The 20496-nt window shown below is 63.7% G+C and carries 17 protein-coding genes; 7 read left to right on the top strand and 10 right to left on the bottom strand.

The features are described 5' to 3' along the window. Positions 1–154 precede the first annotated feature (154 nt). Entirely contained in the window at positions 155–499 is a 345-nt protein-coding gene (locus tag FIU86_RS07835) for an excinuclease ABC subunit A (RefSeq protein ID WP_172977465.1), read from the top strand. A 33-nt stretch (positions 500–532) separates the two neighbouring features. On the opposite strand, the gene FIU86_RS07830 is transcribed toward FIU86_RS07835, so the two are convergent. The 3 genes from FIU86_RS07830 to FIU86_RS07820 all read right to left on the bottom strand — a co-directional run bounded on the left by FIU86_RS07830 (position 533) and on the right by FIU86_RS07820 (position 4448). Beyond that, positions 533–901: a hypothetical protein gene (locus FIU86_RS07830; RefSeq protein WP_152474566.1), complete on the bottom strand. Its 369-nt coding sequence runs from the start codon at positions 899–901 to the stop codon at positions 533–535. Further along, positions 898–3768 carry an excinuclease ABC subunit UvrA gene (gene uvrA, locus FIU86_RS07825; protein WP_152474565.1) on the bottom strand — a complete coding sequence of 957 codons (2871 nt, stop codon included), beginning with the start codon at positions 3766–3768 and terminating at the stop codon, positions 898–900. Before uvrA ends, FIU86_RS07830 begins: the two co-directional genes overlap by 4 nt. Before the next feature lie 122 nt (positions 3769–3890). Beyond that, a complete protein-coding gene (locus tag FIU86_RS07820; RefSeq protein ID WP_152474564.1) occupies positions 3891–4448 on the bottom strand; it encodes a bifunctional 2-polyprenyl-6-hydroxyphenol methylase/3-demethylubiquinol 3-O-methyltransferase UbiG in 558 nt (185 codons plus the stop codon). Positions 4449–4648: 200 nt separating this feature from the next. On the opposite strand from FIU86_RS07820, the gene FIU86_RS07815 reads away from it, so the two are divergent. Next, positions 4649–6172, top strand: coding sequence for a calcium-binding protein (locus tag FIU86_RS07815; protein ID WP_172977464.1), 1524 nt, complete (start codon positions 4649–4651; stop codon positions 6170–6172). Between the two features lie 181 nt (positions 6173–6353). On the opposite strand, the gene lpdA is transcribed toward FIU86_RS07815, so the two are convergent. The 6 genes from lpdA to FIU86_RS07785 all read right to left on the bottom strand — a co-directional run bounded on the left by lpdA (position 6354) and on the right by FIU86_RS07785 (position 14814). Continuing rightward, on the bottom strand, positions 6354–7748 hold the full coding sequence (gene lpdA / locus FIU86_RS07810) for a dihydrolipoyl dehydrogenase (RefSeq protein ID WP_152474562.1): 1395 nt from the start codon (positions 7746–7748) through the stop codon (positions 6354–6356). Between the two features lie 150 nt (positions 7749–7898). Then, positions 7899–8486: a DUF924 family protein gene (locus tag FIU86_RS07805; protein WP_152474561.1), complete on the bottom strand. Its 588-nt coding sequence runs from the start codon at positions 8484–8486 to the stop codon at positions 7899–7901. Between the two features lie 133 nt (positions 8487–8619). Further along, positions 8620–9885: an MFS transporter gene (locus tag FIU86_RS07800; RefSeq protein ID WP_152474560.1), complete on the bottom strand. Its 1266-nt coding sequence runs from the start codon at positions 9883–9885 to the stop codon at positions 8620–8622. Between the two features lie 185 nt (positions 9886–10070). Next, the gene (locus FIU86_RS07795; protein WP_152474559.1) at positions 10071–10361 is read right to left on the bottom strand and encodes a hypothetical protein; all 291 of its coding nucleotides are present in this window, start codon (positions 10359–10361) and stop codon (positions 10071–10073) included. Then, positions 10358–11425 (bottom strand): tRNA preQ1(34) S-adenosylmethionine ribosyltransferase-isomerase QueA, encoded by a 1068-nt coding sequence (queA, locus tag FIU86_RS07790; protein ID WP_152474558.1) that lies wholly within the window; start codon positions 11423–11425, stop codon positions 10358–10360. Before queA ends, FIU86_RS07795 begins: the two co-directional genes overlap by 4 nt. Further along, a complete protein-coding gene (locus FIU86_RS07785) occupies positions 11422–14814 on the bottom strand; it encodes an AsmA-like C-terminal region-containing protein (protein WP_152474557.1) in 3393 nt (1130 codons plus the stop codon). Before FIU86_RS07785 ends, queA begins: the two co-directional genes overlap by 4 nt. A gap of 106 nt (positions 14815–14920) precedes the next feature. On the opposite strand from FIU86_RS07785, the gene bcp reads away from it, so the two are divergent. From bcp to FIU86_RS07765, 4 genes are all read left to right on the top strand, one after another. Continuing rightward, positions 14921–15382, top strand: a complete 462-nt coding sequence (bcp, locus tag FIU86_RS07780) for a thioredoxin-dependent thiol peroxidase (RefSeq protein WP_152474556.1) — start codon at positions 14921–14923, stop codon at positions 15380–15382. Positions 15383–15402: 20 nt separating this feature from the next. Beyond that, on the top strand, positions 15403–16203 hold the full coding sequence (locus FIU86_RS07775; RefSeq protein ID WP_152477030.1) for a ferritin-like domain-containing protein: 801 nt from the start codon (positions 15403–15405) through the stop codon (positions 16201–16203). Positions 16204–16441: 238 nt separating this feature from the next. Further along, positions 16442–17764, top strand: coding sequence for a M23 family metallopeptidase (locus FIU86_RS07770; protein WP_172977463.1), 1323 nt, complete (start codon positions 16442–16444; stop codon positions 17762–17764). Next, positions 17754–18296: a polymer-forming cytoskeletal protein gene (locus FIU86_RS07765; RefSeq protein ID WP_152474555.1), complete on the top strand. Its 543-nt coding sequence runs from the start codon at positions 17754–17756 to the stop codon at positions 18294–18296. The genes FIU86_RS07770 and FIU86_RS07765 overlap by 11 nt, the downstream gene beginning before the upstream one ends. A gap of 107 nt (positions 18297–18403) precedes the next feature. Here the strand turns inward: FIU86_RS07765 and FIU86_RS07760 are convergent, their stop codons facing one another. Continuing rightward, entirely contained in the window at positions 18404–18673 is a 270-nt protein-coding gene (locus FIU86_RS07760) for a hypothetical protein (protein ID WP_152474554.1), read from the bottom strand. Positions 18674–19208: 535 nt separating this feature from the next. Here FIU86_RS07760 and FIU86_RS07755 point away from each other — a divergent pair. Further along, positions 19209–20486 carry a DEAD/DEAH box helicase gene (locus FIU86_RS07755; protein WP_152474553.1) on the top strand — a complete coding sequence of 426 codons (1278 nt, stop codon included), beginning with the start codon at positions 19209–19211 and terminating at the stop codon, positions 20484–20486. The last annotated feature ends 10 nt before the right edge of the window (positions 20487–20496 follow it).

The following is a 20496-nucleotide window of genomic DNA, read 5'->3' as shown; positions in this document are numbered from 1 at the left end:
GTCGAAACCCTGTTTCGGCGCGGGGGCAGCGCCCCTTTTCCCCGGCCCGGCCCGCACGCTCCGGCCCAACCGGCACGAAACCGCCGGCGCAGCTGATCGTGAGGAACGCTCCTCCTGCACAGATGTTATTGGCCAAAGCAAAAGGAGTACGCCCATGTGGAAACCCATCCTGACCGCATCCGTCGTCGCCGTGTCTTTGGCCGGTCCCGTCGCAGCCAAGTCCAACTGCCCGTCGGGCCTTGCGAAAAAAGCCGTGCCTTGCGTGCCGCCGGGCAAGGCCAAGAAGCACTCCGGTTATGATCAGGACCGCGATGACTATGACGCTTATCGCCGGGGGGACGTGATCCGCGGTGGCTATATCGTCATCCGCGATCCGGGCCGCTACGGGCTGGACCCCTATGGCACGTATTACCGCGTCGGCAACCAGGTGTTGCGCGTGGACAGAGATACCCGGGAAGTGCTTGATCTCATCGGCGCGGCAGCACGCGTTCTGAATTAAAACTGCCCCTCAAGCCGCTCATAAAACTTTGTTTTATGGGCTGACCGACACGCTCGGTCGGCCCGTCACGCCGGTGACATGGCCTTCGCACCGCGCCAGCCCTTCGGCCAGCAGAACCTGCCCATCAGTTCCATCCGGCAGGTTGCGCCACGCTTCCACCCAACCCTGAAACAGCGCATCGCCGGCGGTTTCTCCGTGAAACGCCTGCACCTGCGCTTTCATCCGTGTGGCGTGTTGGCGCAAATCAGCCTCGAACGCGGCATCGCCGTCGCCAACCTCCAGCACGGCAAAAAGCCCACCGCAGAAACACGGTTCTTCTGCAAACCCGCAATCCGGCCCGGCCTGCGCCCATGCCCCGCAGGGCAGGATCAGCCCCAACAGGACAGCGGCCAAGCGCCTCATTCTGCGGCGACCTTGCGGGCGGCCAGCATGTCCTTGAGATAACGCCCGGTATGGCTGCGCTCGACCTCGGCCACATCCTCGGGCGTGCCTGCTGCGACGATCTCGCCGCCGCCATCGCCGCCCTCGGGGCCGATATCCACGATCCAGTCGGCGGTTTTTACCACGTCCAGATTGTGCTCGATCACCACGACCGTGTTGCCACTTTCCACAAGTTCATGAAGCACTTCCAAGAGTTTCTTCACGTCCTCGAAATGCAAGCCCGTGGTCGGCTCGTCGAGGATATAAAGCGTCCGGCCCGTGGACCGTTTTGCCAGCTCCTTCGACAGCTTCACGCGCTGCGCCTCGCCGCCTGACAGCGTCGTCGCCTGCTGGCCCACCTTGATATAGCCAAGGCCCACGCGCATCAGCGCATCCATCTTCTCGCGGATCGACGGGACCGCCTTGAAGAACTCCTGCGCGTCCTCGACCGTCATATCAAGAACGTCCGCTATGCTCTTGCCTTTCCACTGAATTTCCAGCGTCTCGCGGTTATAGCGCGCACCATTGCAGGTTTCGCAGGTCACGTAGACGTCGGGCAGGAAGTGCATCTCGATCTTGATCACCCCGTCGCCCTGGCACGCCTCGCAGCGCCCGCCCTTCACGTTGAAGGAAAACCGCCCCGGCTTGTAGCCGCGCGCCTTGGCCTCGGGCAGACCGGCAAACCAGTCGCGGATCGGCGTAAAGGCCCCGGTATAGGTCGCGGGGTTCGAGCGCGGCGTGCGTCCGATGGGCCGCTGATCGATGTCGATGACCTTGTCCAGATGCTCCAGCCCCTTGATCGTTTCGCACGGCGCGGGCGTCTGCCGCGCCCCGTTCAAACGCATGGAGGCAGTTTTGAACAACGTCTCGATTGTCAGGGTGGACTTGCCCCCACCGGACACTCCAGTGACGCAAACGAACTTTCCCAGCGGAAAGTCGGCATCCACGCCCTTCAGGTTGTTGCCCGTCGCCTTGACGATCTTGACCTGCTTGCCATTGCCCGGACGCCGCTCGGCCGGAACGGCGATCTCTCGCACGCCGGAAAGATACTGCCCGGTGATGGAATTCTTGTCGGCGGCAACCGCCTCGGGCTTGCCGTGGCTGACCACGTCGCCGCCATGCACGCCCGCGCCGGGGCCGATATCGAAGACGTAGTCGGCCGTGCGAATGGCCTCTTCGTCATGCTCCACGACGATCACGGTGTTGCCCTGGTCGCGCAGGTTCTGAAGTGTCTGCAACAGCCGCCCGTTGTCCCGCTGGTGCAGGCCAATCGAGGGCTCATCCAGCACGTAAAGCACGCCGGTCAGGCCGCTGCCAATCTGGCTCGCAAGCCTGATACGCTGGCTTTCCCCGCCCGAGAGGGTCCCGGCATTGCGGCTCAGCGTCAGATATTCGAGGCCGACATTGTTCAGGAACCCCAGCCGCTCGCGAATCTCCTTCAGGATCGCCCGCGCGATCTCGTTCTTCTGCGCGGTCAACGCCTCCGGCACCGTCTCGCACCAGTCGAACGCCTCGCGGATCGACATCTGTACCACCTGCCCGATATGGCGCAGGTCGTCGGGCTTACCGATCTTGACCGCCAAAGCCTCTTCGCGCAGGCGATAGCCGCCGCAGGTGCCACAGGGCCGGTTGTTCTGGTAGCGTTCGAACTCTTCGCGAATCCAGCTACTGTCGGTCTCGCGATAGCGCCGCTCCATGTTGGGGATCACACCCTCGAAGACACGGCTGACCTGGTACACCCTCCCGCCCTCGTCATAGCGGAACTGGATTTCCTCATCGCCCGAGCCGTGCAGGAACACCTGCTTCACATGTGCTGGCAGGTCGCGCCACGGCGTGTTCGCGTCAAACTCATAATGCCGCGCGATGGCCTCGATGGTCTGCAGGAAATAGGGCGACTTGCCCTTGCGCCACGGCGCCAGCGCCCCGTCATAAAGCTTCAGCGCGGCGTCGGGCACTACCAGTTGCTCGTCAAAGAACAGCTCCATGCCCAGCCCGTCGCAATCCGGGCAGGCCCCGAAGGGCGCATTGAACGAAAACAGCCGCGGCTCGATCTCGGGGATGGTGAAGCCGCTTTCCGGACAGGCAAAATTCTCGCTGAACGTCGTCCGCTCCGGCTCGCCCTCCTTGGGTGCCGTCTCGAAAATCGCGATCCCGTCGGCCAAGTCCAGAGCGGTGCGGAAACTGTCCGCCAACCGCGTTCCGATGCCGTCCTTTACCACGATCCGATCGACCACCACGTCGATGTCATGGCGAAACTTCTTGTCCAGCGTCGGCGGCTCGTCGAGGTCGTAAAAGGTACCATCCACCTTCACCCGCTGAAATCCCTGCTTGCGCAGCTCCAAAAACTCCTTGCGATACTCGCCCTTGCGGTCCCGCACGATCGGCGCCAGCAGAAAGGCGCGCGTGCCCTCCTCCATCGCCAGCACGCGGTCGACCATGTCCTGCACCTGCTGCGCCTCGATGGGCTTGCCGGTTGCCGGCGAATAGGGCGTGCCGACCCGCGCAAAGAGCAGCCGCAGGTAGTCGTAAATCTCGGTCACAGTGCCGACGGTCGAGCGCGGATTCTTGGACGTCGTCTTCTGTTCAATCGAAATCGCCGGGGACAGACCGCTGATATGGTCCACGTCCGGCTTTTCCATCATGTCGAGGAACTGCCGCGCATAGGCCGACAGGCTTTCGACATAGCGCCGCTGCCCTTCTGCATAGATCGTGTCGAACGCCAGGCTCGACTTGCCCGACCCCGACAGGCCGGTGATCACCACAAGCTCGTTGCGCGGAATATCCACGTCGATGTTCTTGAGGTTATGCTCCCGCGCGCCCCGTACTTCGATGTTCTTCAGCTCGGCCATACTGCCCCCGGTGTCTCACCCGTTGACAGATAGTTTACGCCGCCAATTCTTCCAAGGGGAAAAACGGAACATAGCGCGAACACGGGTCAGCCGCTGTGAGCAGCGCCTGCTTTATCCACAGTTTATTTTTGCGCCAGCGCCCACGAACAGATCGGAAAGGCCGGATCATTGTCCAGATTGTCGCGCTCCGGGTCATATTCCGGCGGCCAGTTCTCGCCCAGGTTCCGCAGTCCGGCCAGCCGGTTGCCCCATTGCTCGGACCGGATCTTGTTGTCCTCGAACCCGGCCTCGATCAACAGGTTCTTCAGCCCCCGCGCTGTCCAGCGTGAACAATCCACCGGGTCGCCGTGATAGGGGATGAAGAACGGCACCGCGACCCAGAAATACCCGCCGGGCCGCAGCATCTCCAACACGTTGCGCGTCGCGGCATAGGGCCGGTCCAGATGCTCCCAGACCTGGTTGGCCAGCACGATATCGAACTGCCGCACGTTCCCGACCTCGTCGGTATAGGGGCCGGCGCAAATGTCATGGGCCGGAAAGCGGAAGCGTTCGTAACTCTTGAACTCATAACGCCGGCCGTGCTTGCCCGACACCTCGGCGGCCTCCATCGACCGAAGGTCCAGTTCCCCGAACCAGGCGCGGGAACTGCGGTACATCACGATGCGGTTGAGGCTGGCCATCGAATTCGTTTTCCCTGCTCGGCAGGCCGATAGTTTCAGAACATCTGCGAATTGAAAAGACATCGACCGCGTTTGGTTTTCCAGCTAGAAACCGAATGTCTACGACTGCGACACAAAGTGACCCGAGTTCCGACCTGTTCGGCGCCACAATTTTGAGTAGAGTGAGGCAGCCCTACAATTCAATACGAGGTTTACGAGTTTTGCTTTCCGTTCTTCTTCTGCTCGCCGCCGCAGGCACCGCCGCCTTCATGTTCGATGCCGTCGGGTCCAGCGATGACGACACCGCGCCCGATGACGAAGAGCCAACTCCGGACAACAATGGCACCCTGCTGAACGATATCCTGACCGGCACCGACGGCGATGACGATTTCAACGGGCTGGCGGGGGACGACACGATTTCGGGCCTGGACGGCAACGACACCCTGCGAGGCGGAGCCGGCGATGGCGACGTCATTTACGGCGGCAACGGCAACGACCTTCTGATCGACGGCACGATCAATTCAGACGGCACCGAACGCACGGTCGGCGCCGGGGCCAGTGTGCTGAACGTCACCTACGAGGATGGCGGCGACCTCTACGGCGAGGACGGCAATGACACCATCCTCGTCACCGATGGGGACGGATATGGCGGCGACGGCGACGACAGTCTGTCCAACTGGGATGCGCGCCTGTTGGGCGAGATCGCCGATGGCGGCTATGACCCGGTCGAAGAGCGGCCGGTCCCCGGCCCCGGCCTGATCGACCCATCGCTGGCACCAAAGAACAACAACTTATATGGCGGCGACGGCGACGATGTCATCACCTCGGCCCAGGGCAATGCCTTTGGCGAGGCGGGCAACGACACGATCTTTGGCTATGGCGCCGATGCGGTCGAGGATGCGCGCGACGAGCCGTTCACTTCGGCCAATTTCACGATCTCGGGCGGGGATGGCGACGACGCGCTGCACGGCTATGCCAGCAATGTCCACGGCGACGCCGGCAATGACGTGCTGAACGGCGTCTTCAGCAATTTTTACGGCGGCGAAGGCGACGACACGATACATACCAGCGCAAGCCCGCTCGATAGCGACGACGTCCTGATTTATGACGGCGGTGCCGGCGATGACGTCTTCACGGCCAGCGACCCCGACGCCGCATTCGACCCCGGCGGCCCGATCCGGGAAACCTATATCGGCGGCGATGGCGACGATTTCATCGATGCGCGCGGCTTTGCCGCCAGAACCGAAGTCGACCCGGGCGAAGGCGCCGATACGATCTTTGCAGATGCCAGAAACTCCATTTCCGAGGATGGCAGTTACAGTTCCTCCAGCCGGTTCGAGATTTCCGATTTCGACAGCGTCGAGGACAGGCTGATCGTCGATGTGGGCGTCGAACCTGTGACCCAAGGCACGCTGCCCGCCGATGTTGTTGCCCTGAATGTAGACCTGATCGACCGCTCGGATGCAGACGGCGCCGCGACCGAACTGCGCATCACGCTGCCGGATACGTCCGACGTCACACTCGCTGGCTCCGACGACCTCGACCCCGACGCGCGCTACATCCTGCTGACCGGCGTCACCCCGTCCGAGGTGGACCCGGACAGCATCTATGTCCGCGCGATCTTCGGCGGTCAGGTCCTGTCACAGGACGGCTTCCCGGCGCTGTCGGGCGACCCCGATGCCCCGGCCAACCCGGCGGGTCACGTCGCCCCGCAGACGGACATGATCGCGCCCCTGCCGGTCTGACCAGTCCCGGCTTTTTCTTGGCATAAATACTCAAATCCCGCGCGCAGAGGCCGCGCGGACCTGCACCATGAAGCGTTTCGCGTCCAACCTGGACAACAGCCTTTCGTGAAACGCCGTGCAACATTCACTCGCTGCGCGCGTGTCGCCCTTGGCCGACGCCTCGGGTCACAGGCGAAGCATTTCAGTAGTGCACCGCCCGACCGTACGCGTCCAGCACGCTTTCATGCATCATCTCGCTGAGCGTCGGGTGCGGGAAGACCGTGTGCATCAGGTCTTCTTCCGTGGTCTCCAACTGCCGGCCCACGACATAGCCCTGGATCAGCTCGGTCACTTCCGCGCCGACCATGTGCGCGCCCAGAAGCTCGCCGGTCTTGGCGTCGAACACCGTCTTGATCATACCCTCGGCCTCGCCCAATGCGATGGCCTTGCCATTGCCGATGAAGGGGAAGTTGCCGATCTTGACGTCGTATCCCGCCTCCTTGGCCTTGGCCTCGGTCAGGCCGACGCTGGCCACCTGCGGATGACAATAGGTGCAGCCGGCAATGCTGTCGGGGCGCACGGGGTGCGGGTGCCCGCCCGCGGCCAGCTCGGCCACCATCACGCCCTCGTGGCTCGCCTTGTGCGCCAGCCAGGGCGCGCCGGCCAGATCGCCGATGGCATAGACCCCCTCAACGCCGGTGCGGCAGTATTCGTCCACCACCACATGGCTCCGGTCCACCTTGATGCCCAGATCTTCAAGCCCAAGATTCTCGGTGTTGCCGACGATCCCCACGGCGGAAATCACTGTGTCGAACTCCAGCTTCTCGGTCTTGCCGCCTGTCTCGACATGGGCGGTCACCTCGCCCTTGGCGCGGTCCAGCTGCTTGACCGTGGATTTCTCCACGATCTTCATGCCCTGCTTTTCGAAAGCTTTCTTCGCAAATTTCGCGATCTCGGCATCCTCGACCGGCAGGATGCGGTCCATCACCTCGACCACGGTCGTCTCGGCGCCCAGCGTATTGTAGAAACTGGCGAACTCGATCCCGATCGCGCCCGAGCCGATGACCAGCAGTTTCTTGGGCATCCGGGGCGGCTTCAGCGCGTGCTTGTAGGTCCACACTAGGTCGCCATCGGCCTCCAGCCCGGGCAGCTCCCGCGCCCGCGCGCCGGTGGCCAGAACGATCGTCTTGGCCGTCAGCTCCTCGCTGCCTTTCTCGGTCTTGACCGACACCTTGTCCTTGGCCGTTAGCTTGGCCTCGCCCATGATCGTGGTGATCTTGTTCTTCTTCATCAGGTGGCCGACACCGGATGTCAGCTGCTTGGCCACGTCGCGCGACCGCTTGACCACCGCATCGAGGTCGTAATCGATCTTTTCGGCTTTCAGGCCAAATTCCTTGGCCCGGTGCATCAGGTGAAACACCTCGGACGAGCGCAGCATCGCCTTGGTCGGAATGCAGCCCCAGTTCAGGCAGATCCCGCCCAGATGCTCGCGTTCGACCACGGCCACCTTCAGGCCCAGCTGCGCGCCGCGGATTGCGGCTACGTAGCCGCCCGGCCCTGCCCCGATTACGATCATGTCATAGGATTGCGCGGCCATGCGATGCTCCGTTTTCCGGTCGGTTTCAAAATATAGTTTGATATTAAACTATCTTGCAGCCCACCACAACGCGGCAGAGCCTGCCCGCAACAAGATGCCACGGGCAAGCGCGGTTTGTCCATGTTTTCCAAGGTGTCTGAACGAGATGCGTCAGGCGGCGGCGTCGGCGTCCTGCAACTCACGCACCACGCTGCCGTAACCGCCCTTCTTCATGAACGCCTTTTCGGCGTCCGAACTCGCGCGGCCTAGTGCCTCGTTGCGGTGCGGGAAACGGCCGAAGCTGCGGATCACTTCGCGATGCGCACGGGCGTGCAACAGGTTGTCTTCGCCGCCCTCGGGCATCCGCTCGCAAATCAACCGCACGCAGCGATCCTGATCGCACAGGTTTTCCGAATGCATAAGCGGCAGGTAGAAGAACTGCCGCGCGGGTTCGTCGATACGCGTGTCCCAGCCCTTGTTGATCGCCGCCTTGGCCGCGGCCAGACCGAACTTGTCGGTCGCAAAGGCTTGCGCGTCATCGCGGAACATGTTGCGCGGAAACTGGTCCATAAGAATGATATAGGCCAGCGTCCCGTTGGGATAGGTCAGCCACAGCCCGTTGGTGCCGTCGCAGGCGCGGTGATAGGCATCCAGAAACCTGTCCCGCACGCTCTTGTCCAGTTTGTCGGATGCCTCGTACCAGCCCTTTGGCCCGACCTCGTCGAGCCAAAAACTCAATATATCTTCGGCCGCTGTCATCCTATCCTCCCGTGGTGGGCAGCACGCATATGTAACAGGTTAACGACATCCCCGGCCCCAGGGACAGTAAAGAATTGCAACAACGGCAATCTTTCGTGACATTCGCCTGCTTCTGCCGCGCATATGAGCAGTCTCACGCGGCCTGTCCATCCTCTGCGTTTTCCTCCGCCGCCTCCATGGCAACTTCCTGCGCATAGGTCACCGCCATAGGGGATGCGCTCGGCATGACGGCGGTGTAGCTTTCGGTGTCGTCCGCCGAAGGTGCCGCCCGCTGCGTCATGCGGTATGCGGCATAGGCCGCCATCATCGTGCACAGGGTCGCGATGTGCAGGAAATACCCGCTCGGCCCGATGACCCCCATGATCCACCCGGTGATGATCGGCCCAAAGACGGCGCCCAGCCCGTTGATGAACACCATGCCCCCTGCCGCAGCCGCCATGTCGTCGGAGCCGAGAAAGTCGTTGGTATAGGCAATGAGCAGCGAATAGAGCGGGTTCGACATGCCGCCCACCAGGAAGGCCGCCACCAGCAAGAGCCAGAACACGCTGCCCAGCGCCATGCCGATCACCGCCCCAAGCGCCGCAATGGCCGCCGCGATCAGGATCAGCAACCGCCGGTCCATCCGGTCCGACAACCAGCCCAGCGGGTATTGCACCAGCACCGCGCCCACATAGAACGTCGCGACGAAGGTCGAGATCTGGCCCACGCTCAGCCCGGCTTCGGCGCCGTAGACCGCCGCCATGCCGAACTGCGCCGCAAAGACCCCGCCCAGAAGGAACATGCCGACACAGCCCAGGGGCGAGATCTGCATGATCTCGCGCAACGTCATGGGCTTGGTCGTGTCGAAGGCCGGCGTCGGGCTGATCGACAGCAGAATGGGTGCGAATGACAGCGAAATCAGGACCGACGGGATGATGAACAGCACGAAGCCGCCCGGGTCTGCCGTCAGCATCAGCGCCTGCGCACTGACGATACCCACCATCTGCACAATCATGTAAAGCGACAGCGCCTTGCCGCGATTGTCGTTCGTGGCAGCGTTGTTCAGCCAGCTTTCCGCCGTCACGTACACCCCGGAAAAGCAGAAGCCGATCACAATTCGCCCCGCGCCCCAGGCCCAGGGGTTGGCGAAGGCCGGGTAAAGGATCATCACCGCCGAAATCATCGAGGCCAGCGCCGCGAAGACCCGCACATGCCCCACCCGCCGGATCATGTCCGGCGCCTTGCGCGACCCGAACAGGAACCCTAGGAAATAGCCCGACATCACCAGCGACATTTCCAGCGTGGAAAAGCCTTCCATCTGGCCGCGCACACCCAGAAGCGTGCCTTGCATGCCGTTGCCGACCTGCAAGAGCATCATGCCCAGAAGCAGGGCCCAGGCGCTGGAAAGAACGGAAAACATGCGGATGCTCCAATAACTTTGTGCCCGTCTAGCGGGGCGTTACACAACAGGTCTGCCTCAATCGCGACTCGATCCGTCGCAGATGCAGGCCTTGCCAGTGTTTTTCGGAGGTTTCAACAGCGCCCGCGCCGGCCGACGTCGCCACCGCGCGAAACGCCGCGCCGTGGCGCGTCCCGGCCGGGTTTTCAGTGGGCGGGCGGGTCGTCGGGGTCGCGCGCGTCCCGGTCTGAGGTGGATTTTCCGGCCTGAACGTCGGCCAGTGTCGCGCGTTCCAGCTCTTCGTTCGACATGCCTGTAAGCACGCGAAACACCCACAGCTTGACCGGCTCGCGCTTGAGGGCAAGGTTGGCGGCAAAGACGATGGATGCACAGACAAGCCCCGCGATCACGTAGTTCAGGATCAACAGCGCCGCGCTGGTAATCAGCCCCACCCACATGACGCGGCTGACGAATCCCGGCACCTTGTTGAGTTTCATTCCATTCTCCTTTCGTCCTGCGGCACCAGCAGAGACGAATCCCCGTAGGAGAAGAATCGATACTCATTCTGGATCGCGTACGTGTAGATATCCTTAATCCGGTCCGGCCCCATCAGGGCACTGACAAGCATCATGAGCGTGCTTTTGGGCAGGTGAAAATTCGTCATCAGCGCATCGGTGACCTGAAACTCGAAACCGGGATAGATGAAGATATCCGTCTCGCCCCGCCACGGCGTGATCGTGCCATCGCGCGCGGCGCTCTCGATCAGGCGCAGTGCGGTGGTGCCGACGGGAATGACCCGCCCGCCTGCCGCTTTGGTCGCGGCGATCTCGGCGGCGGCGGCCTCGCTGACCTCGCCCCACTCGGCGTGCATCCGGTGGGTCGTCACGTCCTCGACCTTCACGGGAAGGAAGGTGCCCGCACCGACATGCAAGGTGACCTCGGTAAAATCCACGCCCTGCGCCGCAAGCTCCGCTAGCAGAGCGTCGTCGAAATGTAAGCTGGCAGTGGGCGCCGCCACCGCTCCGGTCTCCTTGGCGAAAACGGTCTGATAATCGTCCCGGTCCCGTGCATCGGCGGCGCGTTTGCTGGCAATGTAGGGCGGCAACGGCATCGCACCCGCCGCGTTCAGCGCCGCATCGAAATCGTCGCCGGACAGGTTGAAGCGCAGCACGCCCTGACCATCCTCCCTGTCCAGCAGCGTCGCCTCCAGCCCCGCGCCAAACCGCACAACTTCGCCGGTCCGCAGCTTCTTCAGCGGCTTGATCATTGCCCGCCAGTCGCCCTCGGGCGTGGCGTCCAGCAGCGTCACCTCGATCCGTGCCTCAGTCTCACCCTGGGCACTGTCGCGCCGCCGCACCCCCGACAGCCGGGCCGGAATCACCTTGGTGTTGTTCAGGATCAGCCGGTCGCCGGGGCGCAGGAACTGCCCAAGATCGTAAACCCGCGCATCGGTGATCGTGTCCCCTTGCGCCACCAGCAGCCGCGCCGACGGCCTCGGCCTTGCGGGCCGGGTCGCGATCAGCGCCTCGGGCAGGTCGAAATCGAAATCCGACAGCTTCATCTGCCAGCTTCACGGTTGTTGAAATCGCGCACGCGCGAATTGCTCTGCGGCGCCTGCGATTGCGGCCGGTCCGTTCCCTGCTGACCAGTCTGCGCAGGCCGCGTCGACTGCGGCAATTCCGGCGCTTGCCGGCGGAACAATTCTCGGAACATTCCCGGCGTAAAGGCCGACAGCGGGTTGACGCTGACTCGCGGGCTGCGCGCCGGCCCTTTCAGCGTATAGTTGAAGCCGAACAGCCCTTCGCCCCGCCGGGTAAAGAGCCCGCCCACGGCATTCACCACGTAGACCGGCGAAATCACGCCCTGCATGTCCATCTGCCCGCTTTCCAAGTAATAATACCCGTCCATCGTGATGCCCATTGCGGCACCCACCGCGCTGCTGGAATAGAGCGTTACGCGCTCGGGCGAAAGCTGGAACCGCGCCTCCAGCGACTCGAAATGAATGCCCTCGCCGCCCAACTGCTCCAGCAGGCCGACCACCGTCAGCGCGTTCAGCAGTGCCGCCATCGAGGGCGCGTCCTTGAGGCGCATCGCGCCCTTGGCCGTCAACTTGCCTTCGTAGATACCCGGCCCCTTGCCCGGCACCAGCGTCACGTCCAGCTTGCCGTTGCGCGCCCCCTTGATCAGGCCGGCCGACACCAGCACCCCTGCTGCATCCTCGGACTGGATGCGGAAGGCGCTGCGCCCTCCTTGCGGGATGACCCGCCCGGTGATCGGCGTCGCGCCGTTGACCCGGCCCGTGAAACTGCCATCCGCCCCGCGCGACATGTCCAGTTCAGCACGGAAATCCGTCAGCGCGATCCCGTCCGAGATTTGCAGGCTGTCAAGGCGCAACGACACCGGCCCGCCGCGCCGCGCCCGCTGCTCCGCGCCGCCGCCATCGCCGCCCAGCGAGGTCTGGCGCAAATCCACCGATCCGCCCAGCACGCGCACGGCCGGGGTCACGCCCGCCCCGCGCCCTACCAGGTCCACCGGCGCGCTCAACCAATTGCCGACCTGCACCTGCGAAAACGAGGCCCGGTCAAGCTGTCCGCTGTCGCGCAAGGTGACAGCGCCTCGGGCGTTCAGCCCCGCGGCCGAAATCTCCAGCCGGTCGATCGAGGGCGGCTCCCCCAGCCGCCCCGATGCCTCCAGCCGTCCGGTGCCGCGCTGCGACAGGGCCCAGTCCAGTTGCGGCACCCGCAACCCGACGCCCGCCAGAGACGAACTGAGACGAAACACCCCAGGTGCGCCTTTCTCGAAGTCGATCTCCATATCGGCCCGGCCCGTGCCCGTCACGCTGCCCGGTGGCAGGCCGATGCCGAACTCATCGGCGAACCGCTCCGACAGTTCGATCCAGCCGCGCACGGTGCTGGTGGTCGCGCCCGGGCTGATATCGGTCTCGAACTGCCCGTCAAACGGCACCTGCCCGATGCGCCCCGCGCCCGCGACACTCAGCATGTCGTCGACAATCGCCACCTCCAGTGCCGACGCGGACAGCACCCGTCCGGGCACCAGCACCTCGCTGCGCACATCGCGCAGCGTACCGGCGATGTCGAATTCCACGTCCTGCACCGTCAGCTTGTCCAGCAGGCGCAGGTCGAGAACACCCTGCAACTCTGCCATCCCGTCAGCCAGCGTCACCTCGCGCCCCGCCTTGGTCAGGAACTCCAGCGGCGGTTCGTCCAACAGCGACAAGGCGGCAGTGATCGTGCTCCGCGTGCGCAGATTGACCTGCGCGGGCGTCCGTTTCACCGCCACGTCGGGGATGTCGAAACTGGTGCCGGTGATATCGACGCGGCCGCCCTGTGGCGCGGTCACATATCCCCCCAGCGCCGAGACCACGAAACGGTTGTCCATCAGCGATGCGTGCCCGTGCGCGTCCTCGATCACCGGGAAATTCTTGATGAACTGCGTGCTGAACTTCTCGAAGTCGAAGCCCAGAAAGAAATCAGGGCGGCGTTTTGGCAGGCTGCGCAGCGCCAGCTGGATGTTCTGCAAATCCGCGCTGCGAATGTTCTTCGTGATCCAGTCGCGAGTCTTGACCTCCAGCCGTTGCGGCCAAAGCTGCATCAGCCGGTCGGGGGCGATCTGCGCCATGTGCCCGTCCAGCGTCACGTCCCAGCCTTCTGGCGCGGCCCGCGCTTCGCCGGTAAGCCGCAGCACCTCGTTCTGGTCCGACAGGCTCAGCTGCCCCAGGCTCAGCACGAAGGGGTCCAGTTGCAGGCGCATATCCATACGCGCGCCCTGAAGCGTGACCGCCTCGGCGTAAAGGTCCATCGGGTTGGCCTCCACCTCGGATAGACCGACCTGCAACAGGATCTCTCTGGGCCAGCCGTTTTCCATGCCCACGAGATAGGCATGACCCGTGGCGCTGGTCTTGACCCATTTGCTGTCGATCGACAGCTCGTTAAAGCTGATGCTGTGTTCGGACGGGTCATAGGTGAAATAGCTGCGCACCGAGTTGAATGCGATCGGTTCTGTCGCGTCATTGGGCCTGACCGCGCCCTTGCCGATCTGAAGCGTCGCATTCAACGGTCCAAGCTGGCCCTCCGCGTCCACCGAGGCCCGCAAGGCCCCCGAAATCGGCGCGTCGATCGCGTCGAGCCAGGCCAGTGCGGGCGATTGCCCCGCCACGTCGCGGGCCGGCATGTCCTCGAAGCTCAGGCCGACCTCGGACGCCGCCGTGCCCAGCCGCCCGGTGTAGTTGAGCGCCAGCGTGGTGGCGAAATCGCGTGCGCCGATCAGGGCGAAATCCGCGCGCAGGCGAAACTCGTCCCCCTCACGCGAGATCTGCAACCGCCCACCATCGGCGGTCCAGGCCCGCTCGGTCCGTTCGTCCTCGTATCGCAGCGAGACGTTCGTGGCCTCGATTTGCGACAGGCTGCGAAAAGCCGGGCGGTTAAGGATGTCGTCCAACCGTTCGGCCAGCGCGGCCACCGTAACCGGCTCGCGTGCGTTGGCCTCGGCATCGCCCAGCGTCACGCCGACCTCGCCCGTATCGGTGCGCCGGAAACTCAACTGCGCCCCCGAGAGGCGGATCGCGCTTGGTTGAAGCGCGCCTTGCAAGAGCGCCGCCATGTCCACCGTGCCCTGTATGTCCGAAAGGCTGGCGATGGGCAGGCCGGTCTCGTCCCTGATCATGACATCGCGCAGCGACAGCCGCGGCACCCAGCCTTCCTCGACGATCACGGCCATGTCACCGAAATGCAGCGAGACACCGTCGACCGCGGCATTGACCTCGCGCGTTACACGCTCGCGCACCCATTCCGGCGCCGACACCCGCGTGCCGATCATCGCCATGACGGCAACGCTCAGGCCAAGGCACAGCACAAGAACCAGTCCGGCACTCCAGAGCCCGAACCGCTTGAGGCGTTTGCTACGTGGTTTCTTCTGCGTTGTGTCGCTCATTTTCCCGTTGCCGCGCGTTGACCGCGCTTTTCCTGCTCCCACGCCTTTATTCTTGCCGCTCGCGCGTTAATTTGGAACTCACTTTTTACTCAACGGAGAAACCCGCATGCTTGAGACCGGTCAACCGGCCCCCGATTTCGCCCTGCCGCGCGACGGCGGCGACCTTGTCACCCTGTCCGATCAGCGCCCGGCGCCGGTGGTCCTGTATTTCTACCCCAAGGACGACACGCCCGGCTGCACCAAGGAGGCCATCGCCTTCACCGGCCTTGTCGAGGACTTCGACGCGGTCGGCGCCAAGATCTTCGGGATATCCAAGGACACCGTGGCCAAGCACGACAAGTTCCGCGACAAGCATGAGCTGGGCATTCCCCTTCTGTCTGACGCTGATACGCATGTGTGCGAGGAATACGGCGTCTGGAAGGAAAAAAAGATGTACGGCAAGACCTTCATGGGGATCGAGCGCACGACCGTGCTGATCGATCAGGACGGCATGATCGCCCGGATCTGGCCCAAGGTGAAGGTCGACGGCCACGCCGAGGAGGTGCTGGACGCGGTGCGCGCGCTTTGACCGATCAAAGCCTCGCCGAAATGGCCGTCGAGGTGCTGACCACCGCCGACGGGCGCGCAAAGACCGCCCTGTCGCGGCGCCATGCCGAAACCTGGTTCGCGGCCCGCGCCGCAGGGCGCGCCATACCCGTAGGTCACGCGGCCCCGCCTCTGCGCCCCTCGCGCCCCGACCTGCCCCGCCTTCTGGACCCGCGCGACGTGCCGCGTCGTCGCCCGGGCACTGCGCATGGCCGGCTGGCGATCCTGCACGCGGTGGCCCATATCGAACTCAATGCCGTCGACCTGCACTGGGACATCATCGCGCGCTTCACCGATACGAAGATGCCGATCGGTTTCTACGACGACTGGGTGAAATCGGCTGACGAGGAATCCAAGCATTTTAACCTGGTATGCGACTGCCTCGAGGCAAAAGGCAGTCATTACGGCGCACTGGACGCCCATGCCGGCATGTGGCGCGCCGCCGAGGAGACGGCAGAGGATTTCATGGGCCGCCTCGCCGTCGTGCCCATGGTGCTCGAAGCGCGCGGCCTAGACGTAACGCCGGGCATGATCGACCTGTTCGAGACCGCCGGCGAGGACCGGACGGTCGAGGCGCTCAAGGTCATTTATGCCGAGGAGGTCGGCCATGTCGCCTATGGCTCCAAGTGGTTTCACTTCCTCTGCGGGCGGCACGAGATGGACCCCAAAGACGCCTTCCACGACCTCGTCAGCCGCTATTTCCACGGGGGCCTGAAACCGCCCTTCAACGAGGAAAAACGCGCCGAGGCGGGCCTTCCCCCCGACTTTTACTGGCCCTTGGCAGACCGCAGAACCGGGGCTTGAAAGCGCATTCGTGCCATCAAGCCCTTAAGAATCGGCAATTTTCTGCCAATTCCGGGTCAAATCGCCGCCCAGCCCGCGATAGGTGGTCAAAATCCTTGCCCAATAGTGAAGGCCTGTGTACCCAACCCCGGACGATGCCACCGGACCATCCGGCCTAGAATGGACACTGTCGCACCTCAGAACGCGGCACAGGTTTGAGCATCGACATTGGGAGAGGTTGAAAGGGACGGACTCAATCTTGCGCAGACGATTTTTGATCAAGCTGAACCACATCCTGGAAAAACACTTCCCGGAACGCCGCGTTTTCCTGCGGTCCGACACAGACACCCGCTTCATCCGGCTTCGGCCCGCGACGCAACTCATCGCCTTCACCGGCGCCTCGGCCATCGTGGCTTGGGCGATCATCGCCACCGCCGTTTTGGTGATGGACTCGATCGGATCGGGCAATTTCCGCGAGCAGGCCAAGCGCGACCAGCGCACCTACGAGGCCCGGCTGAACGCGCTGGAAGACGAACGCGATATGCGCGCCGAAGAGGCGCTGGCGGCCCAGAACCGCTTCAACTCGGCGCTGGAACAGATCTCGGTAATGCAGACCGAACTCCTAACCTCCGAAACCCGCCGGCGCGAGCTGGAGACCGGGATCGAGGTAATCCAGTCGACCCTGCGCCGCACCATGAAAGACCGCGACAGCGCCCGCAACGAGGCCGCGCAGCTTGCCGAAGCAATCGACAATTCCGGCGACATGCCCCTGCCCGGCCAGTCGGGCAGCGCGGGCGAGGACCCGATGGTAGAGTTCCTGTCGTCCCAGCTTGCCGCCACCGCGCAAGAGCGTGACCAAATCACCGCCGACGCGCAGGATGCGCTGTTGCGAGCCGACGAGATGGCCACCCAGATCCAGCTGATGCAGGATCAGAACGACCAGATCTTCCGCCAACTGGAAGAGGCGATGACGATCTCGGTCGAGCCGCTGGACAAGATGTTCACCGCCGCCGGCATGAACCCCGACCGGCTCCTGGATACCGTGCGCTCGGGCTATTCCGGCCAGGGCGGGCCGCTGATGCCGCTCAACTTCTCGACCCGGGGCGAAGACCCTTCGGCTGACACCCGCCGCGCCAACGGCATCCTTCAGGGCATGGACAAGCTGAACCTGTACCGCATCGCCGCCCAGAAGGCGCCTTTCGCGATGCCGGTAAAGTCGTCCTTCCGCTTCACGTCAGGCTTCGGCATGCGCTGGGGCCGGATGCATTCCGGCACCGATTTCGCCGCGCCGCATGGTACGCCGATCTTCTCGACCGCCGATGGCGTGGTTGTTCACGCCGGCTGGCAGTCGGGGTATGGCCGCCTTGTGAAGATCCAGCACGAGTTCGGAATCGAGACGCGCTACGCCCACATGTCCAAGTTGCACGTCAAGAAGGGCCAAAGGGTCTCGCGCGGGGATCGAATTGGTGATATGGGGAGCACTGGACGTTCCACCGGCACCCATCTACACTACGAGGTCCGTGTCGGCGGCAAGGCCGTCAACCCCATGATCTACATCAAGGCTGCAAGAGATGTTTTCTAAGAGCAAAATCAACGACCCCGCGCCGAAGCCAGATTCTGCGGCCAAACCCGCCGCGCCGGCCGAGCCGCGCAAGGACACCGCCGAGAAACCCAGCAGTGGCGAGTTCAAGGCCGCGGCCCCCAAGGCCAAACCCCCCGCCTCGGTCCTGTCGCCCGATCTTCACGTCACCGGCAACCTCAAGACCACCGGCGACGTGCAAGTGGAAGGCACTGTCGAGGGCGACATTCGCGCCCACCTGCTGACCATCGGCGAAAGCGCCACGATCAAGGGCGAAATCATCGCCGATGACGTCGTGATCAATGGCCGCATCGTCGGCCGCGTGCGTGGTCTGAAAGTGCGCCTGACCTCGACCGCCCGCGTCGAAGGCGACATCATCCACAAGACCATCGCCATCGAATCCGGCGCTCATTTCGAAGGCTCGGTGCAACGCCAGGACGACCCGCTCAATGCCGGCGGCAAGAAACAATCCGCCCCGGCCCAGCAGTCTTCCTCGCCGACGCCCGCCCCCGCGAACGAGCCGGCCAAGAGCTGACCGCGATGCATATCTGTAAGGAAAGGCGCCCGGGCACCCATGGCGCCTTTTTGATTGGCGTAATCGATCATCAAAGTCCGGCGCCAAGAAAGTATCGTTCCAGAACGTTATACGTCGTCTGAAATCGGGTTTTGCCCCTTTTTCCCTTGTTCTTGGGACAGGATGTCACGCACCTCCTGCATCAGCGCCTGCTGCGTCTCACGGGCCTTCGATGTCTTGCATTCGGCTTTCGACAGCCGGGTCAGCAACGTCTTCAGATACTGCTTACGCGTGCCGACGGAATATCCTTCCTCGGCCAGCACTTGGTGAAGCTCCTCCGGACCGACCCAACCGCCGTCAGGCGTGCGAAGTTTTTCAAAGTTTGAGGTGTCTGTCATTGCGCCTCCTGTAGAAAAACGTTTTCTGACCATACGGCGTTCCATCTGCAGCCCCGGTTTTGGCGATACCCTTCGGCGGACGGCAAGACACCGGGTCGCATGCCCAGCCGCCGCGACGGTCGTGCATCACCTCTCGCCGTCCTGTCTCCAGCGTTCCGTGAAGAAACCGGATCACAGCTTCTCGCGAGACGCGGCGTGACGTTCATTCGAGGAGCGCGTTTCGCATTTCGCTGATGTATCAGATCAAATGCAAAACACTTTAAAAACCGTTGTATCCCTTGACACTTACACCGCCACACGCCATGTCGCTCCCATCGCTGCGATTGCGCGTGAGCCGGGCCACCCGCCCGAACCAGCAACCAGCCTGATATTTCCAGTTCCCCCATCACGCAGGGTTTCTGATGCGGCGCCAGATGGTCCGGGATCCGCCCGCTCCTTCTTAAAGTGTCCGCGCAACCCTTGCGCCCGCGCATCCCGTGCGGGCCATGTCTCTTGGTCACCGGCATTCCACCGCGTGGCCCGCAAAGGATACGACTTGTACGATTTCGACATGCTGGGCCTCGCGCCCGAACTCAACACCGCTCTCAAGACCGCCGGCCTGACCGAACCGACGCCCATCCAGAACAAGGCCATTCCCCTCGCCCTCGAAGGCCATGATGTCATGGGCCTCGCCCAAACCGGCACGGGCAAGACGCTGGCCTTCGGCCTGCCGCTCATCCAGAACCTGCTCGATGCACCGGGCAAGCCGGACCCCAAGATGGTCAAGGCCCTCATCCTCGCCCCGACGCGCGAACTGGTGAACCAGATCGCCGAGTCGCTGCGCGGCCTGACCAAAGGCACCAAGCTGCGCGTCGTCACCGTTGTCGGCGGGCAGTCCATCGGCAAGCAGATCAGCCTTCTGTCGCGCGGCACCGACATCCTCGTCGCCACGCCGGGCCGCCTGATCGACCTGATGGAGCGCCGCGCGCTGGACCTTTCGACCGCGCGTCACCTCGTGCTGGACGAGGCCGACCAGATGCTCGACATGGGCTTCATCCACGCTCTGCGCAAAATCGCGCCGCATCTGGGCAGCCCGCGCCAGACCATGCTGTTCTCGGCCACTATGCCCAAGCAGATGGAAGAGATCTCCGCCGCCTACCTGACCAACCCCCGCCGGGTTCAGGTCTCGCCCCCCGGCAAGGCCGCCGACAAGATCACCCAGTCGGTGCATCACGTTGCCAAGAACGACAAGTCCGCCAAGCTGCGTGAACTTCTGGCCGACGATCCGCACGCCCTGACCCTCGTCTTTTCCCGCACCAAGCACGGCGCGGAACGGCTGATGAAAGGGCTGGTCTCCGACGGCTTCAACGCCGCCTCGATCCACGGCAACAAAAGCCAGGGACAGCGCGACCGCGCGCTCAAAGCCTTCCGTGACGGTACCACCAACATTCTCGTCGCCACGGATGTGGCCGCACGCGGCATCGACATTCCGGGCGTCGCCTACGTGGTCAACTACGACCTTCCCGAAGTGGCCGACAACTACGTCCACCGCATCGGCCGCACCGCGCGGGCGGGCCGCGAAGGCGAGGCCATCTCGCTCTGCGCCCCCGAAGAAGCGGGCCTGCTTCGTGACATCGAGAAGGTGATGAAGATCACCGTCCCGGTGGCCAGCGGCACAGCGCCCGCTTTCGAACCCGGTCGCGCCCCCAAGAAACGCGGCAACGGGTCCAACCGTCGTCGTGGCGGCAAGCCCGCCCAGGGGGGCGGCCAAGGTCAGGCGCCTTCTTCGGCGCAAAAACCCCGCCGCCAGCGCCGCCGCAACCGCGCGGCCTGACGCGCATAGC

Source organism: Roseovarius sp. THAF9 (genome assembly GCF_009363715.1).
In the GTDB taxonomy this organism is placed as follows: Bacteria; Pseudomonadota; Alphaproteobacteria; order Rhodobacterales; family Rhodobacteraceae; genus Roseovarius.
This window is presented reverse-complemented; position numbering and strand designations above follow the sequence as displayed.